The 22,905-nt window shown below is 55.1% G+C and carries 16 protein-coding genes and 3 rRNA genes; all 19 read left to right on the forward strand.

The window, feature by feature from the left end; translation table 11 throughout:
* Positions 1-13: 13 nt before the first annotated feature.
* Positions 14-955: an acetylglutamate kinase gene (argB, locus tag QP027_RS05105; protein WP_284826523.1), complete on the forward strand. Its 942-nt coding sequence runs from the start codon at positions 14-16 to the stop codon at positions 953-955.
* Positions 955-2,124 carry an acetylornithine transaminase gene (locus QP027_RS05110; RefSeq protein WP_284826524.1) on the forward strand — a complete coding sequence of 390 codons (1,170 nt, stop codon included), beginning with the start codon at positions 955-957 and terminating at the stop codon, positions 2,122-2,124. The genes argB and QP027_RS05110 overlap by 1 nt, the downstream gene beginning before the upstream one ends.
* A gap of 10 nt (positions 2,125-2,134) precedes the next feature.
* On the forward strand, positions 2,135-3,073 hold the full coding sequence (argF, locus tag QP027_RS05115; protein WP_284826526.1) for an ornithine carbamoyltransferase: 939 nt from the start codon (positions 2,135-2,137) through the stop codon (positions 3,071-3,073).
* A 1-nt stretch (position 3,074) separates the two neighbouring features.
* The gene (locus QP027_RS05120; RefSeq protein WP_284826527.1) at positions 3,075-3,575 is read left to right on the forward strand and encodes an arginine repressor; all 501 of its coding nucleotides are present in this window, start codon (positions 3,075-3,077) and stop codon (positions 3,573-3,575) included.
* Between the two features lie 103 nt (positions 3,576-3,678).
* Positions 3,679-4,884, forward strand: a complete 1,206-nt coding sequence (locus tag QP027_RS05125; protein ID WP_284826529.1) for an argininosuccinate synthase — start codon at positions 3,679-3,681, stop codon at positions 4,882-4,884.
* The gene (gene argH, locus QP027_RS05130) at positions 4,884-6,317 is read left to right on the forward strand and encodes an argininosuccinate lyase (protein ID WP_284826531.1); all 1,434 of its coding nucleotides are present in this window, start codon (positions 4,884-4,886) and stop codon (positions 6,315-6,317) included. Before QP027_RS05125 ends, argH begins: the two co-directional genes overlap by 1 nt.
* 40 nt (positions 6,318-6,357) lie before the next feature.
* Positions 6,358-7,515 carry a hypothetical protein gene (locus QP027_RS05135; RefSeq protein WP_284826533.1) on the forward strand — a complete coding sequence of 386 codons (1,158 nt, stop codon included), beginning with the start codon at positions 6,358-6,360 and terminating at the stop codon, positions 7,513-7,515.
* Positions 7,515-9,092, forward strand: coding sequence for a vWA domain-containing protein (locus QP027_RS05140; protein ID WP_284826535.1), 1,578 nt, complete (start codon positions 7,515-7,517; stop codon positions 9,090-9,092). Before QP027_RS05135 ends, QP027_RS05140 begins: the two co-directional genes overlap by 1 nt.
* The gene (locus QP027_RS05145) at positions 9,079-9,723 is read left to right on the forward strand and encodes a hypothetical protein (RefSeq protein WP_284826537.1); all 645 of its coding nucleotides are present in this window, start codon (positions 9,079-9,081) and stop codon (positions 9,721-9,723) included. Before QP027_RS05140 ends, QP027_RS05145 begins: the two co-directional genes overlap by 14 nt.
* Positions 9,720-9,896 carry a Trm112 family protein gene (locus QP027_RS05150; protein ID WP_284826538.1) on the forward strand — a complete coding sequence of 59 codons (177 nt, stop codon included), beginning with the start codon at positions 9,720-9,722 and terminating at the stop codon, positions 9,894-9,896. Before QP027_RS05145 ends, QP027_RS05150 begins: the two co-directional genes overlap by 4 nt.
* A 49-nt stretch (positions 9,897-9,945) precedes the next feature.
* A complete protein-coding gene (gene tyrS, locus QP027_RS05155) occupies positions 9,946-11,220 on the forward strand; it encodes a tyrosine--tRNA ligase (protein ID WP_284826540.1) in 1,275 nt (424 codons plus the stop codon).
* 648 nt (positions 11,221-11,868) lie between these two features.
* Positions 11,869-13,372: ribosomal RNA gene (locus QP027_RS05160) — 16S ribosomal RNA — on the forward strand.
* Positions 13,373-13,761: 389 nt separating this feature from the next.
* Positions 13,762-16,825 (forward strand): 23S ribosomal RNA (locus tag QP027_RS05165).
* A gap of 203 nt (positions 16,826-17,028) precedes the next feature.
* Positions 17,029-17,146: ribosomal RNA gene (rrf, locus tag QP027_RS05170) — 5S ribosomal RNA — on the forward strand.
* Together the 16S, 23S and 5S rRNA genes form the textbook arrangement of a ribosomal RNA operon.
* A gap of 144 nt (positions 17,147-17,290) precedes the next feature.
* Positions 17,291-18,178: a tetratricopeptide repeat protein gene (locus tag QP027_RS05175; protein ID WP_284826542.1), complete on the forward strand. Its 888-nt coding sequence runs from the start codon at positions 17,291-17,293 to the stop codon at positions 18,176-18,178.
* A 10-nt stretch (positions 18,179-18,188) separates the two neighbouring features.
* Complete coding sequence (locus tag QP027_RS05180; protein WP_284826543.1) at positions 18,189-19,172, forward strand: HAD-IIA family hydrolase; 984 nt, start codon at positions 18,189-18,191, stop codon at positions 19,170-19,172.
* A gap of 207 nt (positions 19,173-19,379) precedes the next feature.
* Positions 19,380-20,201 carry a TlyA family RNA methyltransferase gene (locus tag QP027_RS05185; RefSeq protein WP_284826544.1) on the forward strand — a complete coding sequence of 274 codons (822 nt, stop codon included), beginning with the start codon at positions 19,380-19,382 and terminating at the stop codon, positions 20,199-20,201.
* Between the two features lie 3 nt (positions 20,202-20,204).
* Complete coding sequence (locus tag QP027_RS05190; protein ID WP_284826546.1) at positions 20,205-21,128, forward strand: NAD kinase; 924 nt, start codon at positions 20,205-20,207, stop codon at positions 21,126-21,128.
* A gap of 9 nt (positions 21,129-21,137) precedes the next feature.
* Entirely contained in the window at positions 21,138-22,862 is a 1,725-nt protein-coding gene (gene recN / locus QP027_RS05195; RefSeq protein ID WP_284826547.1) for a DNA repair protein RecN, read from the forward strand.
* Positions 22,863-22,905 lie beyond the last annotated feature (43 nt).

Consider the following 22,905-nt stretch of genomic DNA (forward strand, 5'->3'; position numbering starts at 1 on the left):
ACGGGAGCAACTGATGGAAAACATTCTCAAAGGCATCACCAGCGAAGTACGGGCAAACGTACTCGCTGAGGCTTTGCCGTGGCTGATGCACTTCCGCGACAAGATCGTTGTGGTGAAGTACGGCGGCAACGCAATGGTCGACGAAGAGCTGAAGAAAGCATTCGCCGCCGACATGGTATTCCTTCGTACGGTCGGAGCAAAGCCTGTGGTCGTGCATGGTGGAGGTCCGCAAATCTCTTCGATGCTCACGCGCCTAGGCCTCGAAGGCGAGTTCAAGGGCGGTTTTCGCGTGACCACTCCAGAAGTTATGGAAGTTGTGCGCATGGTGCTGTTCGGCCAGGTTGGTCGAGACCTAGTCGGCCTGATCAACTCACACGGACCGTACGCGATTGGTACCTCGGGCGAAGACGCCGGGCTGTTCACAGCGGAAAAACGGTTTGTTGATGTCGGTGGAGTGAAAACTGACATTGGCTTAGTCGGTGACATCGTCGATGTCCACCCAGAGGCAGTTATGGACATCATCGAGTCGGGCAGAATCCCAGTTGTTTCCGGCATCGCCCCTGGTACCGATGGCAACGTGTACAACATCAACGCCGATTCGGCTGCGGGCGCACTAGCAGAGGCACTCGGCGCAGAACGTCTCTTGATCCTGACCAACGTTGAAGGCTTGTATACCGATTGGCCGAACAAAGATTCTCTGGTTAGCAAAATCGAGGTCGACCAGCTTGAGAACATTTTGCCTCGCTTGGATTCAGGCATGATCCCGAAAATGGAATCATGCGTCCGTGCGGTGCGCGGGGGAGTCAAAGCCGCGCACGTGATTGATGGACGCATCGCCCACTCGGTAATCCTAGAGCTGCTTACCATGGGCGGCATTGGCACTATGGTGCTTCCCGACGACTACGACCGTGGCGACTACCCAGATGGAACAGTGTTTAGAAAGGACGTGCAGTAATGGGGCACGCACAAAAAATGTGGGGCGAGGTCCTCATGAATACCTACGGCACTCCGCCGGTCGAATTGGTTTCCGGCTCGGGGGCGCTGGTCACTGATGATGAAGGAAAGGAATACATCGACCTGCTTGCAGGCATCGCCGTCAATGCATTGGGACATGGGCATCCCGCTATCGTGGATGCTGTTACAGCGCAGATCGCCGAACTCGGACATGTTTCCAATTTGTTCGCGTCCAAGCCCGTTGTCCAGGTCGCATCCGAGCTGAGGAAGCGCTTTGGCGACGAATCCGCGCGTGTGTTTTTCTGCAACTCCGGCGGAGAGGCAAATGAGGCAGCATTTAAACTTGCTCGGCTGTCAGGACGCAAACGCGTACTAGCAGCTGAACACGGTTTCCACGGCCGCACTATGGGTTCCTTGTCCCTGACAGGACAGCCTGATAAGCGCAAGCCATTTGAACCCATGGTTCCAGGCGTGGAGTTTTATCCGTATGGGGACATCGATTTCATCACCAAGCAGGTGCAAACAAACCCAGACGATGTCGCTGGAATCTTCCTCGAGCCGATTCAGGGCGAAACTGGCGTCATCCCGGCACCAGAAGGATTCCTAACACAGGTCCGAGAGTTGTGCGACAAGCACGGGATATTGATGATCGTCGACGAAGTTCAGACTGGTATCGGCCGTACCGGTGACTTCTTTGCACACCAGTACGAGGGCGTTGTTCCTGACATCATCACCATGGCGAAAGGCCTCGGCGGCGGATTGCCCATCGGTGCATGTTTGGCACGAGGGAAGTCAGCTGAGCTTTTCGGACCGGGTTCGCACGGCACCACGTTTGGTGGAAACCCTGTAGCGTGCGCTGCGGCGACCGCAGTACTAAAAGTTATCGACGACGCTTTCGTCGCCGATGTGAAGAGAAAAGGTGAGCTGTTCGTCGACAAGCTTCGTGCCGTCGATGGGGTAGCGGATGTGCGCGGTAGAGGCCTCATGTTGGGTGTCATTTTGGATAAGCCTGTGGCGAAGGAAGCCGTTGCTCAGGGATACAAGCAAGGGCTGATCCTCAATGCGCCGTCCGAGACGATCATTCGCCTCACCCCACCTTTGGTAATTACCGATGAGCAAATTGAAGAAGCTGCCAACCGTCTCGCAGACACGTTGTCTGCACTGAAGTAAAGGAATTCAGATGCCACGGAACTTTCTCTCTGACGACGACCTCACCCCTCAAGAACAAGCCGAGGTGCTAAGCCTCGCAGCTGAACTGAAAAAGGCTCCTCTATCGCGCCGACCTTTGGAAGGCCCGCTGTCTGTTGCGGTGTTGTTCGACAAAACCTCTACACGTACACGTTTCTCGTTCGACGCCGGCATTGCTCAATTAGGTGGGCATGCCATCGTGACCGAAACTGGAAACTCTCAAATGGGCAAGGGCGAAACCTACCAGGACACCGGCGCCGTCCTGTCCCGCTTCACTGAAGCGATCGTGTGGCGTACCTATGCACACTCAAACCTCGAAGAGATGGCGGAGACAGCGACGGTGCCCATCGTCAACGCGTTGTCTGATGACCTCCACCCGTGCCAAATTTTGGCCGACCTGCAGACGGTTATCGAAAACCTCTGCCCCGAAGAGGGACCAGCTGGCTTGAAGGGGAAGAAAGCTGTGTACCTCGGCGATGGCGACAACAACATGGCCAACTCCTACATGATCGGCTTTGCCACCGCTGGAATGGATATTTCGATCATTGGACCCGAAGGATTCTTGCCTAAACAGGAGTTCGTTGATCGTGCTAACACACGAGCAACCGAAACTGGAGCGACTGTGAAAGTGACTTCGGATCTGGCAGAGGTCAGTGGCGCGGATGTCGTCATCACCGACACTTGGGTCTCGATGGGGATGGAAAACGATGGCAAAGATCGTCGCACGCCGTTCCTGCCGTACCAAGTCACTCAGGAAGTGATGGAAATGGCGGGGGAGAACTCCATCTTCTTGCATTGTCTACCGGCGTACCGCGGCAATGAAGTCACTGCCGAAGTAATCGATGGCCCGCAGTCTCGAGTATTCGACGAAGCGGAAAACCGCATGCACGCACAAAAGGCTCTGCTCGTCTGGCTCCTGGAGAACCAATAGGATGAACTCGACTACGGTTTCGCGAACCGCACGGCAATCTCGCATCATGAACATTTTGGAAACAACGCGGGTGTCGTCGCAAGTACAACTTTCTGAGCTGCTTCTCGACGAAGGCATCGACATTACCCAGGCAACACTTTCCAGGGATCTCGACGAGATTGGTGCCAAAAAGATTCGTCCAAGTGCCGGCGGTCGGGCCTATTACACCGTCAGCACTGTCGAGCAAAGCCTTGCGGAAGTACTCACAGGACCGCGGGACAAGCTTAGGCGCATGCTCGAAGAGCTCGTGGTGTCGGTCGACTACTCTGCCAATATCGCGGTGCTGCGAACTCCACCGGGTGCAGCTCAGTACCTCGCGAGCTATATCGATCGCGTCGGCTTGGAAGCGGTCGTAGGTACCATCGCGGGTGACGACACGATTTTCGTCCTAGCCCGGGAACCGGTAACCGGAAAAGAGCTAGCCAGAAATCTCGCTGCTACGCCAGAACAAGAACCTAAATAAAATTATCAACTGATTCGTTCGATCACAGACCCTGCATCTCAGCCTGACTAGCTGCGAGAGTACTGTGTAAAACCGAACATTAGAACCTTTCAAGGAGAAACAAATGACTAACCGTGTTGTTCTTGCCTACTCGGGCGGCCTGGACACTTCTGTGGCAATTCCATACCTGGCCGAAATGACCGGCGGCGAGGTCATCGCAGTTTCCCTGGACCTCGGCCAGGGCGGCGAAGACATGGAGTCCGTCCGCCAGCGTGCCCTTGATTGCGGCGCTGTGGAGTCCATCGTCGTGGACGCAAAAGATGAATTCGCGGAAGAATACTGCCTGCCGACCATCAAGGCAAACGGTAAGTACATGAAGCAGTACCCACTGGTATCGGCGATTTCTCGTCCTCTGATCGTGAAGCACCTCGTCGAGGCGGCAAAAGAGCACGGCGGTACCCACGTTTCCCACGGCTGCACCGGTAAGGGCAACGACCAGGTGCGTTTCGAAGTCGGCTTTATGGACAACGACCCGAACCTGCAGATCATCGCACCAGCACGCGACTTCGCCTGGACCCGCGACAAGGCAATCGCATATGCAGAGGGCAAGGACTTGCCAATCGAGCAGTCTGCATCTTCGCCTTTCTCCATCGATCAAAACGTGTGGGGTCGCGCTGTGGAGACAGGCTTCCTTGAGGACCTGTGGAACGCGCCAACCAAGGACCTCTACGCGTACACCGAGGATCCGGCCTTGGGTAACGCTCCTGACGAAGTCATCATCTCTTTCGAGGCCGGCAAGCCAGTAGCCATCGACGGCAAGCCTGTCACCATGCTCGAAGCGATCGAAGAAATGAACCGCCGCGCTGGTGCCCAGGGCATCGGGCGTCTTGACATGGTCGAGGACCGCCTAGTCGGCATCAAGTCCCGCGAGATCTACGAAGCACCAGGTGCGGTCGCTTTGATTACCGCTCACGAGGCACTCGAGGATGTCACCATCGAGCGCGAATTGGCACGCTACAAGCGCCTGATCGACGCCCGCTGGTCTGAGGAGGTTTACGACGGCCTGTGGTTCTCCCCGCTCAAGCGTTCCCTAGACGCGTTCATTGAGTCCACCCAGGAGCATGCCACTGGCGACATTCGCATGGTCCTTCACGCTGGTACAGCAACTGTTAACGGTCGTCGCTCAAGCCACTCCCTGTACGACTTCAACCTTGCTACCTATGACACCGGCGACACTTTCGACCAGACGGCTGCGAAGGGCTTCGTCGAGTTGCATGGCTTGTCCTCGAAGATCGCTAACAAGCGTGACCGCGAGGCTGGAGCGAACTAATGCAGCAGCACGGTACCAACGAAGGAGCACTGTGGGGCGGTCGTTTCTCCGGCGGCCCCTCCGAGGCCATGTTTGCCCTGTCAGTGTCCACCCATTTCGACTGGGTGTTGGCCCCTTACGACGTGCTGGCTTCCAAGGCGCACGCCAAGGTGCTCAACCGCGCTGGGCTGCTTAACGACGACGACTTGGCCACAATGCTCGCCGGCCTGGATCAATTAGGCAAAGACGTTGCTGACGGCACCTTCACCCCGGTGCCTTCCGACGAGGACGTGCACGGCGCAATGGAGCGTGGCCTGATCGACCGTGTCGGCGCTGAAGTTGGTGGCCGTCTGCGTGCGGGCCGGTCCCGCAACGACCAGGTCGCTGCAATGTTCCGCATGTGGCTGCGAGACGCGCTACGCGATGTGGCTCTGGACGTGACCGATTTGGTTGACGCGCTCGTCGCTCAAGCAAAGGCGCACCCGGATGCGATTATGCCGGGCAAGACGCACTTCCAGGCCGCGCAACCGATTCTGCTTGCGCACTCCCTGTTGGCGCATGCCCAACCTTTGCTACGCGATCTTGAGCGCATCAAGGATTTGGATAAGCGCCTGGCAGTGTCTCCTTATGGCTCTGGTGCATTGGCAGGTTCGTCGCTGCATCTCGATCCTGAGGCGATTGCAGAAGAACTCGGTTTCGACTCTGCCACTGACAATTCTCTTGACGGTACTGCCTCACGTGACTTCGCTTCCGAAGCTGCTTTCGTGCTGGCTCAGATCGGGGTCGACCTATCCCGTTTTGCCGAGGAGATCATCGCATGGTCTACTCCGGAGTTTGGCTACATCACGCTGCATGATGAATGGTCCACAGGCTCGTCGATCATGCCGCAGAAGAAGAACCCTGATGTAGCTGAGCTCACCCGCGGTAAGTCGGGTCGTCTGATCGGTAATCTGTCCGGTTTGCTGGCCACTTTGAAGGCACAGCCGTTGGCATACAACCGTGACCTCCAAGAGGATAAAGAGCCGGTGATTGACTCAATTAACCAGTTGAAGCTACTTCTTCCAGCACTGACAGGTCTGACCTCAACCTTGGTTTTTCATGAGGGCCGCATGCGAGAGCTCGCGCCCCAGGGATTCACGCTTGCCACCGACCTGGCGGAATGGATGGTTCGTCAAGGTGTTCCGTTCCGAGAAGCTCATGAAGCGTCCGGCGCATGTGTGAGGATTGCCGAATCGCGCGGGGTGGATCTGGTCGAGCTTACCGACGAGGAACTCACAAGCGTAGATACTCGATTGACTCCGGAGGTGCGTGAAGTTCTCACCATCGATGGGGCTGTGGCCTCCCGCGATACCCGAGGTGGCACGGCACGTCCGCGTGTTGAGGAACAACGGGAGCGCGTAGCGGAAAAGAACTCCGACTTCCGAACTTGGGCGTCTGCTCCAGTTCGCAGTTAGTTGCACTGCAGAAGCGAGAGTTGTCTCATAAACTAAGACCATGAATGGTCACAATGACACCAAGGGCAAGGCAAGATCGCGATCCCTCGCACTTGGTGTTTTTCTTATTGTCGTTGCGGTAGCAGCTGTTCTTGTCGGCCGATTCGTGATGCCCAACGCCAACCTTCGATCACTTAACCCATTCGCAGGCTTGTCGACGACTACCGTAACTGGTGTCATTGGTTCAGAAAAACGCGAGTACTTCGAAGACCCTAACGTGGTAAAACGCCTTAAGCAGTTGGGGTACGAGGTAAATTTCACAACTGCAGGCTCCCGAAAGATTGCCGAGCAGATCGATGTTACTGAGCTAGATTTTGCGTTTCCTTCCTCTGCACCTGCGGCGGAGAAGGTTGCGCGCCAAAACTCAAATTACTCTGTGACGCAGCCGTTCTATTCGCCGATGACAGTGGCTACGTTCCAGCCCATCGTGGATATCCTGACTAGAGAGGGTGTCGTGTCGGAGCAGAACGGGATGAACGTGATCGACATGGGTGCGTTCATCGACTTGGCGGACGCGAACACACGCTGGCGAGACCTAGGCAGTGAGTTCCCTTCGCCACGTACCGTCCAAGTGTCCACGACAGACATTAGGACGTCGAACTCGGCAGCGATGTACTTGTCCATCCTTGCCTGGGAGTTCGCGGACAAAGATCCGGACCGAGCAAATGACCTCGATCATCTGGTCCAACGCATCACACCGTACTTTGCGGGCCAAGGCTATACCGCGTCGACATCAGCAGGTCCGTTTGCTGATTACTTAAGCCAAGGCATGGGGGCAGCGCCGATGGTGTTGGTCTACGAGGCCCAATTTCTCGGCGAGCAGATGAAGCCCAATTCTCGTATCAAGGATTCTATGGTTCTGCTATACCCAGATCCAACGGTTCTTGCGACACACAGTGTGGTCGGGATTTCAGACAACGGCAAGGGATTCGCTGAGACCTTGGCTAACGACGAAAAGCTGCAAGAACTCGCAGCCCAGCATGGATTCCGCCCAAGTAACTCTGGCGCCTTTGGCCCAGTAATGGCTGACAACGGGCTGCATCCACCAGAAGAGTACTTCGCCACCGTTGACCCACCACCTTACGACAAGCTCGAGCGACTGATTACCGAAGTAGGTAAGGCCTACACCGACCCTCCTACAACTGACGAGGAAGAATAATGAAAAAGCTGTGGGTAAGCCTGATCGCTTTGCTTTCTGCCATCGCGCTGGTGGGCTGTGAAAGCGATGTAGTTTCCAATCCTTTCGGTGGCTCGGAATTTGATGACCAGCCACTGACCATTGTTGCTGCGACGGAACTCAAAGACCTCGAACCACTCGTGCAACAGGCTTCCGATGACCTGGGCTTTCCAATCAAACTCGAATTTCCTGCCGGCACGCTTGTTAACTCGCAGTCTTTGAAGGCTGGCGACTTCGACGGACAAGTTGACGCTACATGGTTTGCAACGAACCGTTACGTCGACCTCATTGGTGCGTCTGGGAAACTCGCCGATGAAACGAAGATCGCCACAAGTCCTGTGGCGTTCGGCGTATGGGAAGATTCCGCCAAACGGCTCGGATGGGACAGCAAACAACCAACATGGCGAGAGTTCTCAGACGCCGCAAACCGCGGAGACTTTACTTTCGGCATGACGCACCCGACTACTTCGAACTCGGGCTTTTCGGCTCTGCTTTCGGTGGCTACCGCGTTGGCTGACACCGGCAGTGCATTGACCTCGCAGGACATCGACACAATTGAGGAGCCAATGCAACAGCTTTATCAAGCACAAGCGATGGTGTCTGGCTCCTCGGGTTGGTTGGCAGACTCTTTCATTGAGTCACCCGAGAAAGTTGATGCGATCGTTAATTATGAATCGACGCTGTACCAACTCCGCGACGAAGGGCAGCCCATCAAAGTCATCGTTCCGCAAGACGGAGTGATTTCGGCGGACTACCCGCTATCAACATTGGCAGAGCCCGCAACTTCGAGCGCCCCCGAGAAAGTTAGCGCGTTGGCGGACTGGTTAATGGAACACGATGAGGAAATCGCGCAGTCGTACCGACGGCCACTTTCTGGGACGGAAGCACTCCCGGCAGAACTGGCTAATCAATCCGTGATTGAGCTCGCGTTTCCTGCGGACTACGCAGTCGTCGAAAAGCTTGTTAACCAGTACAACAACGACTACCGCAATCCGGGTTCTACAACCTTCGTCCTAGATACCTCCGGGTCGATGGAAGGGGAGCGCCTGGATTCACTAAAAGCGATCATGACCTCGTTGGTCGATGGAACTGCATCGACCACAACGGGCGATGTTGCGCTGCGTGATCGTGAAAAAGTAACTCTATGGTCGTTTGGCACTACTCCGAACCCACCTTTGACTCAAGAATTCAGCCGCGAAAGCAATGAAGTTAAGGGAAGCCTCCAAAGCTACATCGACGGTCTCAACGCGGACGGCACTACAGCGGTCTACCAGACGTTGCTGGATGCACTTAATGCTTCGGACACTTCCGGCGGTATTCCATCGATAGTGCTTCTCTCAGACGGAATTGTTACTGCGGGCCCGAATTATGATGGATTCCTTGCTGAGTACAACGCGTTGCCACAGGAGAAGAAGGACATTCCGGTGTTCGTGATTTTGTATGGTGAAGCCAGTGTCCAGGAAATGCAAGGACTTGCAGATTTGACCGGTGGAGAAGTGTTTGACGCCCTTAACGGCGATCTTGACGAGGCTTTTAAGGAGATCCGTGGATTCCAGTAACACAGGCGTAGATGCAAAGTTCTTCACGTCGCGAAAGAACATCGTCGGCGTTGTCGCCGCAGTCCTAGTCATTATCTTGCATCTTTCGCTGGGATTGGGCGCACTGTGGCCGGTTGCCGCCGTCGCCGCGTGGGGAGCAGGCGTGGCTTTGACTCCTCCGAAGAAGCCGAAACCATTGCCCCCACCGCCACCGGAGGATACTCCCGTGACGTTGGAGCGCACACTGCGGTCGATGTACCACACCATGGAGTCGGCGGGTGTGCCCCAGCGAGTTGTTGATGAGGCATTGGAGCTGGATCAAACGGTTCGGTTTGTCTTGAACGAATGGCATGCGTTGGAAGCGGATCCAGATCACCAAACGACAATGTGGAATATCGTGCAGATTTACTATCCGCAGGTCATCGAGACTTATATGGATGCTCCCGACATGAATTTGCCCGCAGCGATGACGAGCGTGATTGACTCGCTGGACACGTTAACTGGTGCCGTGGGGAGCATCAAACAAGCGATCCTGGATCACAACGTGCGGGCTCTAGATTCACACGCGCGTACTCTTCGCGAACAGTTTGGCAACCTGCCGGGGCTAAGCGACGGTTCCACCCCGCTGAGAGGGTACGATGAGCAACCATGAGTCTTGATCCAAAACTGCTTGAGGTCCTTGCTTGTCCCAAGGACAAGGGCCCCTTGACCTATCTGGAAGATGAACAGCTCTTGGTCAACGATCGGTTGAACGTGGCCTATCGTATCGACGACGGCATCCCGGTATTGCTTATCGACGAGGCGCAGCCGTACAAGGCCTCATAGGCCGATTTATCAATTTATCAATTCATCTGTCTAAAGGAACGAAAATTCGATGTCATCGACGAACATCATTGACGAGCTCTCTTGGCGTGGCCTGATCAACCAGTCCACCGATCTTGATGACCTCCGCGAGGCTACTCAAAACCCCATCACTTTGTACTGCGGTTTTGATCCCACCGGTCCGTCTCTGCACGCGGGCCACTTGGTTCCGCTGCTCATGCTTCGTCGTTTTCAGATGGCGGGTCACCGTCCGTTGGTGCTGGCGGGTGGCGCGACAGGCATGATCGGCGATCCCCGTGACGTTGGTGAGCGATCCATGAATTCCGAGGACACTGTCGAAGATTGGGCAGAGCGCATTTCGGGCCAGCTTTCGCGCTTTGTCTCCTTTGAGGGTGACAACGCAGCTCAGTTGGTGAACAACAACGACTGGACCAAGGATCTTACGGTCATTTCGTTCCTTCGCGACATCGGCAAGCACTTTCCGCTCTCCACGATGCTGGCGCGCGACACCGTAAAGCGCCGCCTGGAAAATGACGGCATTTCATACACCGAGTTCTCATACATGCTGCTTCAGGCCAATGACTTTGTGCAGCTGCGTCGTAACTTTGACTGCATTTTGCAGGTGGGAGGTGGCGACCAGTGGGGCAACCTAGTCGCGGGCGTTGATCTGAATCGTCGGATGGACGGTGAACAAACACACGCGCTGACCGTCCCTTTGGTTACAGATTCCGAGGGTAAGAAATTTGGTAAGTCGACCGGCGGCGGCTCCTTGTGGCTCGACCCCGAGATGACCAGCCCATATACGTGGTACCAATACTTCATCAACGCATCCGATGCCGACGTGATCCGCTACCTTCGTTGGTTCACCTTCTTAACCAAGGAAGAGCTTGAGGAGCTCGAGGTGGAAGTTGCCGAGCGTCCATTCAAGCGCGAAGCGCAAAAGCGATTGGCCCAGGAAATGACTGACTTGGTCCATGGGCCGGAAGCAACGAAGGCTGTGGAACTTGCATCGCAGGCCCTTTTCGGTCGCGCCGAACTTACTGAACTCGATGAGAAAACATTGGCGTCGGCAGTTTCAGAAACTGCCGTGTTCGAGGTAGCGGCAGGGGAACCTCGCACTATTGTTGATCTCCTAGTGGGCACCGGCCTTGTTGATTCACGCGGTGCCGCACGCCGAGCCATCAAGGAAGGTGGCGCGTACGTGAACAACGAGCGTGTCGATTCCGAGGAGTGGGAGCCTGCTGCCACCGATCTGCTTCACGGCACCTGGCTCGTTCTTCGCCGAGGTAAGAAGAACTTTGCGGGTGTTCGGATCGCCCAATCTTAGTTTTGCTTGTCGACGACTTCGCCGCTCCTTTAAGGGGCGGCTTTTTCGTATGGTGACCTGGCGATTTTGAAGTTATCTTGCACGTGTGTAAATTAATCCAAGTCGCCGAGAGCCGAAAGGAACTCAGGATGACAGGGAAGTAAACAGGAAGTTGACAAAAAATAACGATGTCAGCTAGAGTGAGAATTCCCGCCGCGAAGTAAAGATTTAATGAATTTAGATCCGAGCATCGCGTGCGAATGTTGTGTGAGAACTCGATAGTGTGCCAATGTACTTTTGTTTGTGGATTGGTGTGTGGCTTTTGTGTGTGCCGGCTGCGTGATCCTGTTGTGGGGTTGTGTGGTGGGTGTGTGCCGGTGATGCGTGCTTTTTCGTGGGGTGCGTGTTGTTTTTTGATAGCGGTACAAGATGCATGATTGTTGCGGACTGGTTTGTGAATGAAGACATTTTATTTTTGTTTTTGTTGATGGACTTTTTAGTTTGTTGATGATTGTTTGCTGGCCCTTTGTTTTGTTCCTCGTCAAGGGATGGGGGTCAGTGTTGTTTTGTAATTTTTTGGACAATTGGCGAATGATATTTTTTGTTGTTTGTCAGTGTTGTTTTGGTTGGGTTTTCGGGCTTTTTGCTTGATGTTTCTTCTGAAATGTTTTTGTGGAGAGTTTGATCCTGGCTCAGGATGAACGCTGGCGGCGTGCTTAACACATGCAAGTCGAACGGAAAGGCCCTGCTTGCAGGGTACTCGAGTGGCGAACGGGTGAGTAACACGTGGGTTATCTGCCCTGTACTTCGGGATAAGCTTGGGAAACTGGGTCTAATACCGGATATTCACGTAAGTGGAAAGCTTTTGCGGTACGGGATGAGCTTGCGGCCTATCAGCTTGTTGGTGGGGTAATGGCCTACCAAGGCGTCGACGGGTAGCCGGCCTGAGAGGGTGTACGGCCACATTGGGACTGAGATACGGCCCAGACTCCTACGGGAGGCAGCAGTGGGGAATATTGCACAATGGGCGGAAGCCTGATGCAGCGACGCCGCGTGGGGGATGACGGCCTTCGGGTTGTAAACTCCTTTCGCTAGGGACGAAGCGTAAGTGACGGTACCTAGATAAGAAGCACCGGCTAACTACGTGCCAGCAGCCGCGGTAATACGTAGGGTGCGAGCGTTGTCCGGAATTACTGGGCGTAAAGAGCTCGTAGGTGGTTTGTCGCGTCGTCTGTGGAAGTCCGGGGCTTAACTCCGGGAGTGCAGGCGATACGGGCATAACTTGAGTGCTGTAGGGGAGACTGGAATTCCTGGTGTAGCGGTGAAATGCGCAGATATCAGGAGGAACACCGATGGCGAAGGCAGGTCTCTGGGCAGTGACTGACGCTGAGGAGCGAAAGCATGGGTAGCGAACAGGATTAGATACCCTGGTAGTCCATGCTGTAAACGGTGGGCGCTAGGTGTGAGGGACTTCCACGTTTCTTGTGCCGTAGCTAACGCATTAAGCGCCCCGCCTGGGGAGTACGGCCGCAAGGCTAAAACTCAAAGGAATTGACGGGGGCCCGCACAAGCGGCGGAGCATGTGGATTAATTCGATGCAACGCGAAGAACCTTACCTGGGCTTGACATATATGAGATCGCCATAGAGATATGGTTTCCCTTGTGGCTTGTATACAGGTGGTGCATGGTTGTCGTCAGCTCGTGTCGTGAGATGTTGGGTTAAGTCCCGCAACGAGCGCAACCCTTGTCTTATGTTGCCAGCACGTGATGGTGGGGACTCATGAGAGACTGCCGGGGTTAACTCGGAGGAAGGTGGGGATGACGTCAAATCATCATGCCCCTTATGTCCAGGGCTTCACACATGCTACAATGGTCGGTACAGCGCGTTGCGACACTGTGAGGTGGAGCTAATCGCACAAAGCCGGCCTCAGTTCGGATTGGGGTCTGCAACTCGACCCCATGAAGTCGGAGTCGCTAGTAATCGCAGATCAGCATTGCTGCGGTGAATACGTTCCCGGGCCTTGTACACACCGCCCGTCACGTCATGAAAGTTGGTAACACCCGAAGCCAGTGGCCTATCCTTGTGAGGGAGCTGTCGAAGGTGGGATCGGCGATTGGGACGAAGTCGTAACAAGGTAGCCGTACCGGAAGGTGCGGCTGGATCACCTCCTTTCTAAGGAGTTTGTTTTTTCCATCAACAGTTGTTGGTGAAGGCAGTTGAGTGACCGGATGTGTTGCTGCTGTGTTTTTTTGAAAAATCCGGGTGGAGGCATACCGATACGCGTTGTTGTGTGTTCGGGTGCATGCTGGGTTAGATGTCTTTCCATGAATGTGCATGCTGCGGTGTTGTGTCGTGGTGTGGGGTATGTTGGTGCGCTGTTGGGTGTCTGGGGCAGCATTGTCCTTGTGTGTGACTGTCATGTCGTGGGGTGATCGTGTTGTGTGGTTGCTTCCGTGTGGTGGTTGTGTTGTGTGAGAACTGTATAGTGGACGCGAGCATCTTTATTCTTTTTTGTGTTTTTTTGTTTGTTGTGTTCATCCATTGACTGTTTGTTGGTGGTTGTGTGTGTTTTTTATGGGCACATGGTGGATGCCTTGGCATGCTAAGCCGATGAAGGACGTGTGAGGCTGCGTTATGCCTCGGGGAGTTGCCAACTAAGCGTTGATCCGAGGATGTCCGAATGGGGAAACCCAGCACCAGTTATGTGGTGTTACCTGCCGGTGAATTCATAGTCGGTGTGGGGGTGACGCGGGGAAGTGAAACATCTCAGTACCCGTAGGAAGAGAAAATAATGTAATGATTCTGCTAGTAGCGGCGAGCGAACGTGGATGATGGCTAAACCGTATGCGTGTGATACCTGACAGGGGTTGCGTGTGTGGTGTTGTGGGATGCAACTGTTCAGGGCTGTTGACCTGGAGCGTGCGCGAAGCGTTAGTGGAAGTGGTCTGGGATGGCCTACGGAACAAGGTGAGAGTCCTGTACATGAAGGCGTGGTTGTGTGTGTTGTTGTTGTCCCGAGTAGCAGCGGGCTCGTGGAATCTGCTGTGAATCTGCCGGGACCACCCGGTAAGCCTGAATACTTAGTGTGACCGATAGCGGATAGTACCGTGAGGGAATGGTGAAAAGTACCCCGGGAGGGGAGTGAAATAGTTCCTGAAACCGTGTGTTTACAATCCGTCAGAGCACTTCTTATGTGCGATGGCGTGCCTTTTGAAGAATGAGCCTGCGAGTCAGCGGCATGTCGCGAGGTTAACCCGTGTGGGGTAGTCGTAGCGAAAGCGAATACTAAATTTGTGTGTTTGAGTGGCATGTCCTGGACCCGAAGCGGGGTGATCTACCCATGGCCAGTGTGAAGCAGAGGTAAGACTTTGTGGAGGCGCGAACCCACTTAGGTTGAAAACTGAGGGGATGAGTTGTGGGTAGGGGTGAAAGGCCAATCAAACTCCGTGATAGCTGGTTCTCCCCGAAATGCATTTAGGTGCAGCGTTGTGTTAGCTTGCCGGAGGTAGAGCTACTGGTTGGTTGAGCGGGACTATTATCTTAGCAATGTCAGCCAAACTCCGAATGCCGGTGAAGTGTTGCATGGCAGTGAGACTGCGGGGGATAAGCTTCGTAGTCGAGAGGGAAACAGCCCAGATCGCCGGTTAAGGCCCCTAAGGGTGTACTAAGTGGAAAAGGATGTGGGATCGCGAAGACAGCCAGGAGGTTGGCTTAGAAGCAGCCATCCTTGAAAGAGTGCGTAATAGCTCACTGGTCGAGTGGTTCTGCGCCGACAATGTAGTGGGGCTCAAGTACACCGCCGAAGCCGCGGCAATATTTTGTATTGGGTAGGGGAGCGTCGTGCATGGGGTGAAGCATTACCGTGAGGGGGTGTGGACTGTGTGCGAGTGAGAATGCAGGCATGAGTAACGAGTGGTAAGTGAGAATCTTATCCGCCGAATGACTAAGGGTTCCTGGGTCAAGTTCGTCTTCCCAGGGTGAGTCGGGTCCTAAGGCGAGGCCGACAGGCGTAGTCGATGGTTAACGGGTTGATATTCCCGTACCCGTTCATGTGCGTTCAAGAGTGAGGCAGTGATACTAACTACCCATAATCTGATCATGTGCCTTCGGGTGTGTGGTTGGTGCGTGCGTAGGGCCTGATCTGTAGTAGTTCAGTGATGGGGTGACGCAGGAAGGTAGCCGAGCCACCTAATGGTGTGTGGTGTAAGCGTGTGGCACGAGTGCTTGGTAAATCCGGTGCTTTTTTGTGTGAGGCGTGATGCGTAGCCCTTTGGGGTGATGTTGGTGATCCTATGCTGTCGAGAAAAGCCTCTAGCGAGTGCGTGGACGGCCCGTACCCTAAACCGACACAGGTAGTCAGGTAGAGAATACTAAGGCGGTCGGGTGAACTGTGGTTAAGGAACTCGGCAAAATGCCCCCGTAACTTCGGGAGAAGGGGGACCATCGCATGTGATCAGATTTTCTTTGTTGAGCGTGTGGTGGTCGCAGAGAATAGAGGGAAGCGACTGTTTATCAAAAACACAGGTCCGTGCGAAGACGTTGAAGTTGATGTATACGGACTGACGCCTGCCCGGTGCTGGAAGGTTAAGAGGACCTGTTAGGACTTTGTGTTCGAAGCGGAGAATTTAAGCCCCAGTAAACGGCGGTGGTAACTATAACCATCCTAAGGTAGCGAAATTCCTTGTCGGGTAAGTTCCGACCTGCACGAATGGCGTAACGACTTCCCTGCTGTCTCAACCACAGGCCCGGTGAAATTGCAGTACGAGTAAAGATGCTCGTTTCGCGCGGCAGGACGAAAAGACCCCGGGACCTTCACTATAGCTTGGTATTGGTGTTCGATGCGGTTTGTGTAGGATAGGTGGGAGACTGTGAAGCGGCCACGCTAGTGGTGGTGGAGTCGTTGTTGAAATACCACTCTGACTGTATTGGATACCTGAACCTTGGCCCATGATCTGGGTTGGGGACAGTGCCTGGTGGGTAGTTTAACTGGGGCGGTTGCCTCCTAAAATGTAACGGAGGCGCCCAAAGGTTCCCTCAGCCTGGTTGGCAATCAGGTGGTGAGTGTAAGTGCACAAGGGAGCTTGACTGCGAGACTGACAGGTCGAGCAGGGACGAAAGTCGGGACTAGTGATCCGGCACCTACTTGTGGATGTGGTGTCGCTCAACGGATAAAAGGTACCCCGGGGATAACAGGCTGATCTTCCCCAAGAGTCCATATCGACGGGATGGTTTGGCACCTCGATGTCGGCTCGTCGCATCCTGGGGCTGGAGTAGGTCCCAAGGGTTGGGCTGTTCGCCCATTAAAGCGGCACGCGAGCTGGGTTCAGAACGTCGTGAGACAGTTCGGTCTCTATCCGCCGCGCGCGTTGAAACTTGAAGAAGGCTGTCCCTAGTACGAGAGGACCGGGACGGACGTACCTCTGGTGTGCCAGTTGTCCTACCAAGGGCATAGCTGGTTGGCTACGTACGGGAGGGATAACCGCTGAAAGCATCTAAGCGGGAAGCCTGTTTTGAGATGAGGTTTCTTTTGAGGTTCCCTAGAGACTATGGGGTTGATAGGCCAGATCTGGAAGCATCGTAAGGTGTGGAGGTGACTGGTACTAATATGCCGACAAACACATACCCGCACTTTTGTGTGTGGTGATGCAGCGAAAAAATATTTGTTTGATCACTGATTAGGTTTGGTGTTCGCGTCCACTGTGCAGTGTCTGACACAATACGTGTCAGGCGCATCTGAATGATTATGTGCATGGCATGCACCGCGTTGTGTGGTGTGTGTTGTGTGGTCCACTTGTTCGCTGGATTGATCGATGTGCCGTGTTAGGTGTGTCGGTGGTTGATGGCGGCGGGGAAACGCCCGGTCCCATTCCGAACCCGGAAGCTAAGCCCGCCCGCGCTGATGGTACTGCACCTGGGAGGGTGTGGGAGAGTAAGTTACCGCCGGCCTAAAAATTTAAGAGTGAAAGTAGGAGCGTGGTTTATTGAGTCGAGTTTTGACACTCCTCAATAAACCACGCTCCTTTTTGCGTTCGCATAGTCTAGATGTAACTAGACGAGCGCAAACCAAACAAGGTGAAAGGTCCTTTGAACATGAGCGACGATCGTCGACGCGAGAACTCAGACAGAAAACCCCGCCGCGAATACGGAGACCGTGACCGTGATCGCCGGGGCGGCTCGTCGCAAAGCCAGGGTCGAGGCCACTCAGCAGGCCCCAAGCGTGGCTGGGACGATAACCGTCGCGATGAGCGGAAGATTCGTCATGATCGCTCGACCCCGCAACGTCAGGGCTTTCGCGAGGATCGAATGGCGCAAAAAGCCGATGAGCCGGATATTCCATCCGATGTTGACATCAATGACCTGGATCCGATGGTTATCCAAGACCTGAAGGTTCTGTCGAAGGATAATGCGGAACGCGTGGCCCAACACATGATTATGTCGGCAACGTTGATCGAGGATGACCCTGACTTGGCGTTGCGTCATGCTCGTGCTGCCAAGAATCGAGCGGGTCGTGTAGGAGTGGCTCGCGAGATGAACGGCATCGCTGCATACCATGCGGGCGAGTGGAAGGAAGCTTTGGCTGAACTTCGGGCCGCTCGACGGATGATGGGAGGCCCCGGTCTTCTTTCGGTCATGGCCGATTGCGAGCGTGGTCTCGGGCGCCCTGAAAAGGCCATTGAACTCTTTCGTAGCCCAGAGGCCCGAGAATTGGACCCTGCATCGCGCATCGAGCTAGGCATTGTAGTTGCTGGTGCGCGTCGCGATTTGGGCCAGGACGAGGCCGCTGTAGCCACACTGCAGAAGCTGCAGCCAACCATGGAGTCGAACGATATCAGCCAGATGCGGTTGGCCTACGCATATGCAGATGCGCTTTTGGCTGTCAATCGCGTCGACGAGGCAAAGGGCTGGTTTACACACGTGGCAAAGATTGACGTAGAGGAACTGACCGACGCTGCACAGCGTGTCGAAGAGCTGGGCTAAAGTCGTACTCATGACCCTCATCTCAGATTACGATTCTCTTCTTTTGGACCTAGACGGAACCGTCTGGGCAGGTGGAGAGGCAATACCTGGAGCCGTGGAGGCTATTAATGCTTCTCAACTCCCGGCTGTCTATGTCACCAACAATGCCTCACGCGGACCAGATGAGGTATCGGAGAAGCTCAAAGCGATTGGTCTTCCAGTCGAGCCCGAGAACGTACTCACTTCGGCACAGGCAGCCATCACAATGGCTGGCGAGTATTTGCAACCAGGCGATCCCGTTCTGATCGTAGGTGCGCCCTCTTTCAAGGACTTGGTGGCTCAGGCAGGATACTTGGTCGTGGATTCAGCCGATGAGAATCCTAAGGTTGTGCTGCACGGCCATTATCCGGAGACCGGTTGGGCCCAACTTTCTGAGGCTGCGCTGTCGATTCAACGGGGTGCGATCTATCTAGCCTCTAACCTTGACTCGACGCTGCCAATGGAGCGTGGCCTCTATATTGGAAATGGCTCTATGGTAGCTGCGGTTACTTCGGCAACTGGAGTTCGACCAGCATCTGCAGGCAAGCCCGAACCAGCAATGTTCCATCAGGCTGCCACCTTGCTCGAATCGAAGCGCCCTCTTGTCGTCGGAGATCGACTGAATACTGATATTGCGGGTGGAGTTGCAGCCAAGATGGATGTTTTGCACGTGCTCACTGGCGTTTCCGGACCACTAGAACTGATTGAGGCACCAGTAGAGTATCGTCCGACATTCATCGCCGAAGATATGTCGGCGCTAAGTGCGGAGGCCTCAACACTCGTTCCAGGTGCCCAAGGCGGATTTACCGCTCGGGTCAACGGCGACGATTTGCTGTTGGAACGTGGCGATGAGTCGTCGACAAGCATCGAGGCATTGCGGACTGTTCTCAACGTCGCCTGGGCGATGCCGGAGGCACCTGAGTACATTCGGCCGATGTCGGCCGCAGCAGAAGCTGCGACCGCCAACTGGTGGTAGACATGTCGGGTCCGAAACCACACGACCCACGCTCGACGAGTGTGAGTCCTGAAGAACTAACTCGCCAAATCGATGAGATCCTATCTCGGACAAATGATTCTTTGGCCGAAGAGGTTGAACAGTTGTCGCAGGCACACACTGCTTTGCACAATGCATTGCAAGAAGGCTAGATTACACAATCGTTAACTAACGGAAAGGCACAACTACGTGGCTCCAGGACGACGCAGACTTGATGCCGAGCTCGTGCGACGCAAGATTGCGCGATCACGAGAACAGGCGGCCGAATGGATCAAGGGCGGCCGAGTGTCTGTTGGAGGTTTTGTTGCCAAAAAGCCCGCTACCGTGGTCGAGCCGGATGTCTCAATCAAAGTGTCTGGGGATTTGGATGACGAATGGGCATCGCGTGGCGCTCACAAACTCCTTGGCGCCCTCCAAGCCTTTGAACCCCTCGGGCTCACAGTAGCCGGCAAGCGTGCGCTCGATGCAGGTGCTTCCACTGGTGGCTTCACTGATGTGCTACTTTCCCGCGAAGCCAAAGAGGTCGTGGCCGTTGATGTTGGATATGGACAACTGATCTGGCGGTTGCAAAACGACGACCGTGTGGTGGTGCTTGACCGCACCAATATCCGAAACCTCACCCAAGACATGATGAATGGGCCCGCCGACTTGATGGTGGGGGATTTGTCTTTCATTTCTCTAAAGCTAGTGTTGCCTGCCATAGCCGAGTGCATGGCTGACGGAGCTGATTTGTTGCCGATGGTGAAGCCTCAGTTTGAGGTTGGCAAGGACAGGCTCGGACATGGTGGCGTGGTCAGGTCTAACGAATTGCGAGCCGAAGTGACCGAAGACGTTGCGCGGTTCGCGGCTGGTCTAGGCTTGAGCTGTCGTGGTGTCGTAGCATCGCCGCTGCCGGGACCAAGCGGCAACGTAGAATACTTTTTATGGCTGGTGAAGGACGGCGGATCAAGCGCGCCGTCGGAGGAAGAACTCACCGCGATGATTGTGCAGGCAGTGGAGGAAGGACCTTAGTCGATGACGGCAACACTACAACGTGAGATTCTTCTCGTGCCGCATACAAGTCGCGCTGGAAATCTTGAGGCGGCGGCTCGCACCGCAGAGCTCCTTCACAACGCAGGCATCAATGTTCGCCTGCTTGATCAACTTGATCGCGCCCCGATCAACGCGTTTCCGGTGCTGGCTGGCCTTGATCGTGTATCACATGGTCCGGAAGCCGCCGATGGTTGCGAGCTAGTCCTAGTACTCGGCGGAGACGGAACGTTTTTGCGCGCAGCCGACATGGCACACGCACAGGATATTCCGGTGCTCGGCATCAACCTTGGACACGTCGGATTTTTGGCGGAGTGGGAAGCCGAGAGCCTCGAAACCGCTATCAATCGCGTCATCGAAAAGTCCTACCGCGTCGAAGACCGCATGACCATTGATGTCACGGTCATGTCAGATACGGGTGATGTGCTGGGTACCGGTTGGGCGCTGAATGAAGTTAGCGTAGAAAACCTCAATCGTCGCGGTGTCCTTGATGCTTCCCTTGAAGTAGACAAGCGCCCCGTGTCTTCCTTTGGCTGCGACGGCGTGTTGATTTCCACTCCAACCGGTTCTACCGCTTATGCGTTTTCCGCGGGCGGCCCAGTAATGTGGCCCGAGCTGGATGCCATCTTGGTTGTTTTGAATAATGCCCACGCCTTGTTTGCTAAACCGCTTGTAGTCGCGCCGCAATCCATGGTGGCGGTTGAATCGCATTCGACTACATCACCAGCTATGGCGGTACTCGATGGATTCCGGCCCATCGCGATGCCACCTGGATCTCGTGTGGAAGTTGTTCGAGGTGCACGCCCTGTGCGCTGGGTACGTCTTGACGACGCGCCGTTCACTGACCGTTTGGTGCAAAAATTCCGTCTCCCCGTGGAGGGGTGGCGCGGACCGGCTCCGAAGAAGTAAGGAGCTTATATGCTGCAAGAAATCGCTATCACCAACCTTGGTGTCATCCCACACGCATCAGCGGAGCTATCCGAGGGGTTGACGGTTCTCACCGGTGAGACCGGAGCGGGTAAGACGATGGTTGTTACCGGTCTCCGCCTGTTAACAGGTGGACGTGCAGACGCATCCCGAGTTCGAACCGGTGCGGACCAAGCGGTTGTTGAAGGTAGCTTTAGCACTGAAGCACTCGCCGCTGAGGCAAAGTTGCTTGTCGACGACATTGTGGACACCACAGGTGGTCAAGCGGATGAAAACGGCGAGTATCTCGTTTCGCGATCTGTTAAGTCCACTGGCCGGTCACGAGCTCACCTCGCTGGTCGGAGTGTTCCGGCGGCGACTCTTGCAGATTTCTCCCAGCTTTTACTTACGATCCACGGCCAAAATGACCAACTACGTTTGCTTGCGCCGGAAGAGCAGCTTGCTGCACTCGATCGATTTGACACTTCCATCGCACCCAAGCGTGAGGCGTACCGGGGGGCGTGGAAGACATGGCGCTCACTGGCGAAAGACCTCAAGGAACGCACTGAAAAGCGTCGTGAGCTTGCGCAAGAAGTGGATCGACTGCAGTTCGCACTAGAGGAAATCGACGCCGTCGCGCCTGAAGCTGGCGAGGATGAGCAGCTGTTAACTGGTATTCGCCGTCTGCAAGACGTTGACGCGTTGCGTGAAGCAGCTGAAACTGCACTCGTGGCGATAGACGGCGGTGAGGACTATGGGAGTTATGACTCCAATGATGCAGCCTCCACCTTGGTGGGGCAGGCTGAATCCGCATTGAGTACCTCCAGCGACGAGGAACTCCAGGCTTTGGGAACGCAGCTGTCGCAAGCCACAAATATTCTGTCCGAGGTTGCCGCCGAATTGGGAAGTTACCTTGCAGATCTTCCAAGCGACCCAGCTGCACTTGACCAGATGCTGCAACGCCAACAAGACCTGAAGTCACTGACTAAGAAGTATGCCCCGGATGCGGCGGGAGTGGTCGCCTGGCGGGCCAAGGCCGAGAAGCGCCTCGCGAAAATCGATACGTCCGCAGAGGCGTTGGAGGAGCTCAAGAAACAGGTTGCAGAGGCAGAAAAGGTGGTGATCTCCAAGGCGAACGCGCTATCCAAGGCGCGTGGCGCTGCTGCGTCGCGCCTTTCCGAGGCTGTCACCGAGGAGTTGCGCGGACTCGCGATGCCAAAAGCTCGACTATCGGTTGTCGTCGATAAGCAAAACTTTGGCCCAGAAGGCCAAGACCTCATCGAAATGCGACTGGCGCCAAACGACACTATGGATGCGAAACCACTCGCGTCTAGCGCGTCCGGTGGTGAACTTTCCCGCGTGATGCTCGCTTTGGAAGTTGTCCTGTCTGCAACAACAGCTGGGACAACGCTGGTTTTCGACGAGGTTGACGCTGGTGTTGGTGGCCGGGCCGCAGTAGAGATTGGCCGCCGACTGGCCCGCTTGGCAACGAACAACCAGGTGATCGTCGTAACGCACTTGCCTCAGGTTGCAGCGTATGCGGATACTCATCTGCACGTATCAAAAAACGTGGGAGATGATTCTGTGACGTCTGGAGTTACGGCCTTGACTCCAAATCAGCGGGTGGAGGAGCTCGCACGGATGCTCGCGGGATTAGATGATACGGAAACCGGGCGAGCCCACGCACAAGAATTAATGCAGCGCGCCCAAGACGAGGTAGGAAAGATGCGAGGGTAAGTTTCCCGCGCGCCTTCACCACCTTTTGCCGACTACCGGCAAG

The organism is Corynebacterium breve, assembly GCF_030252165.1.
Taxonomy (GTDB): domain Bacteria; phylum Actinomycetota; class Actinomycetes; order Mycobacteriales; family Mycobacteriaceae; genus Corynebacterium; species Corynebacterium breve.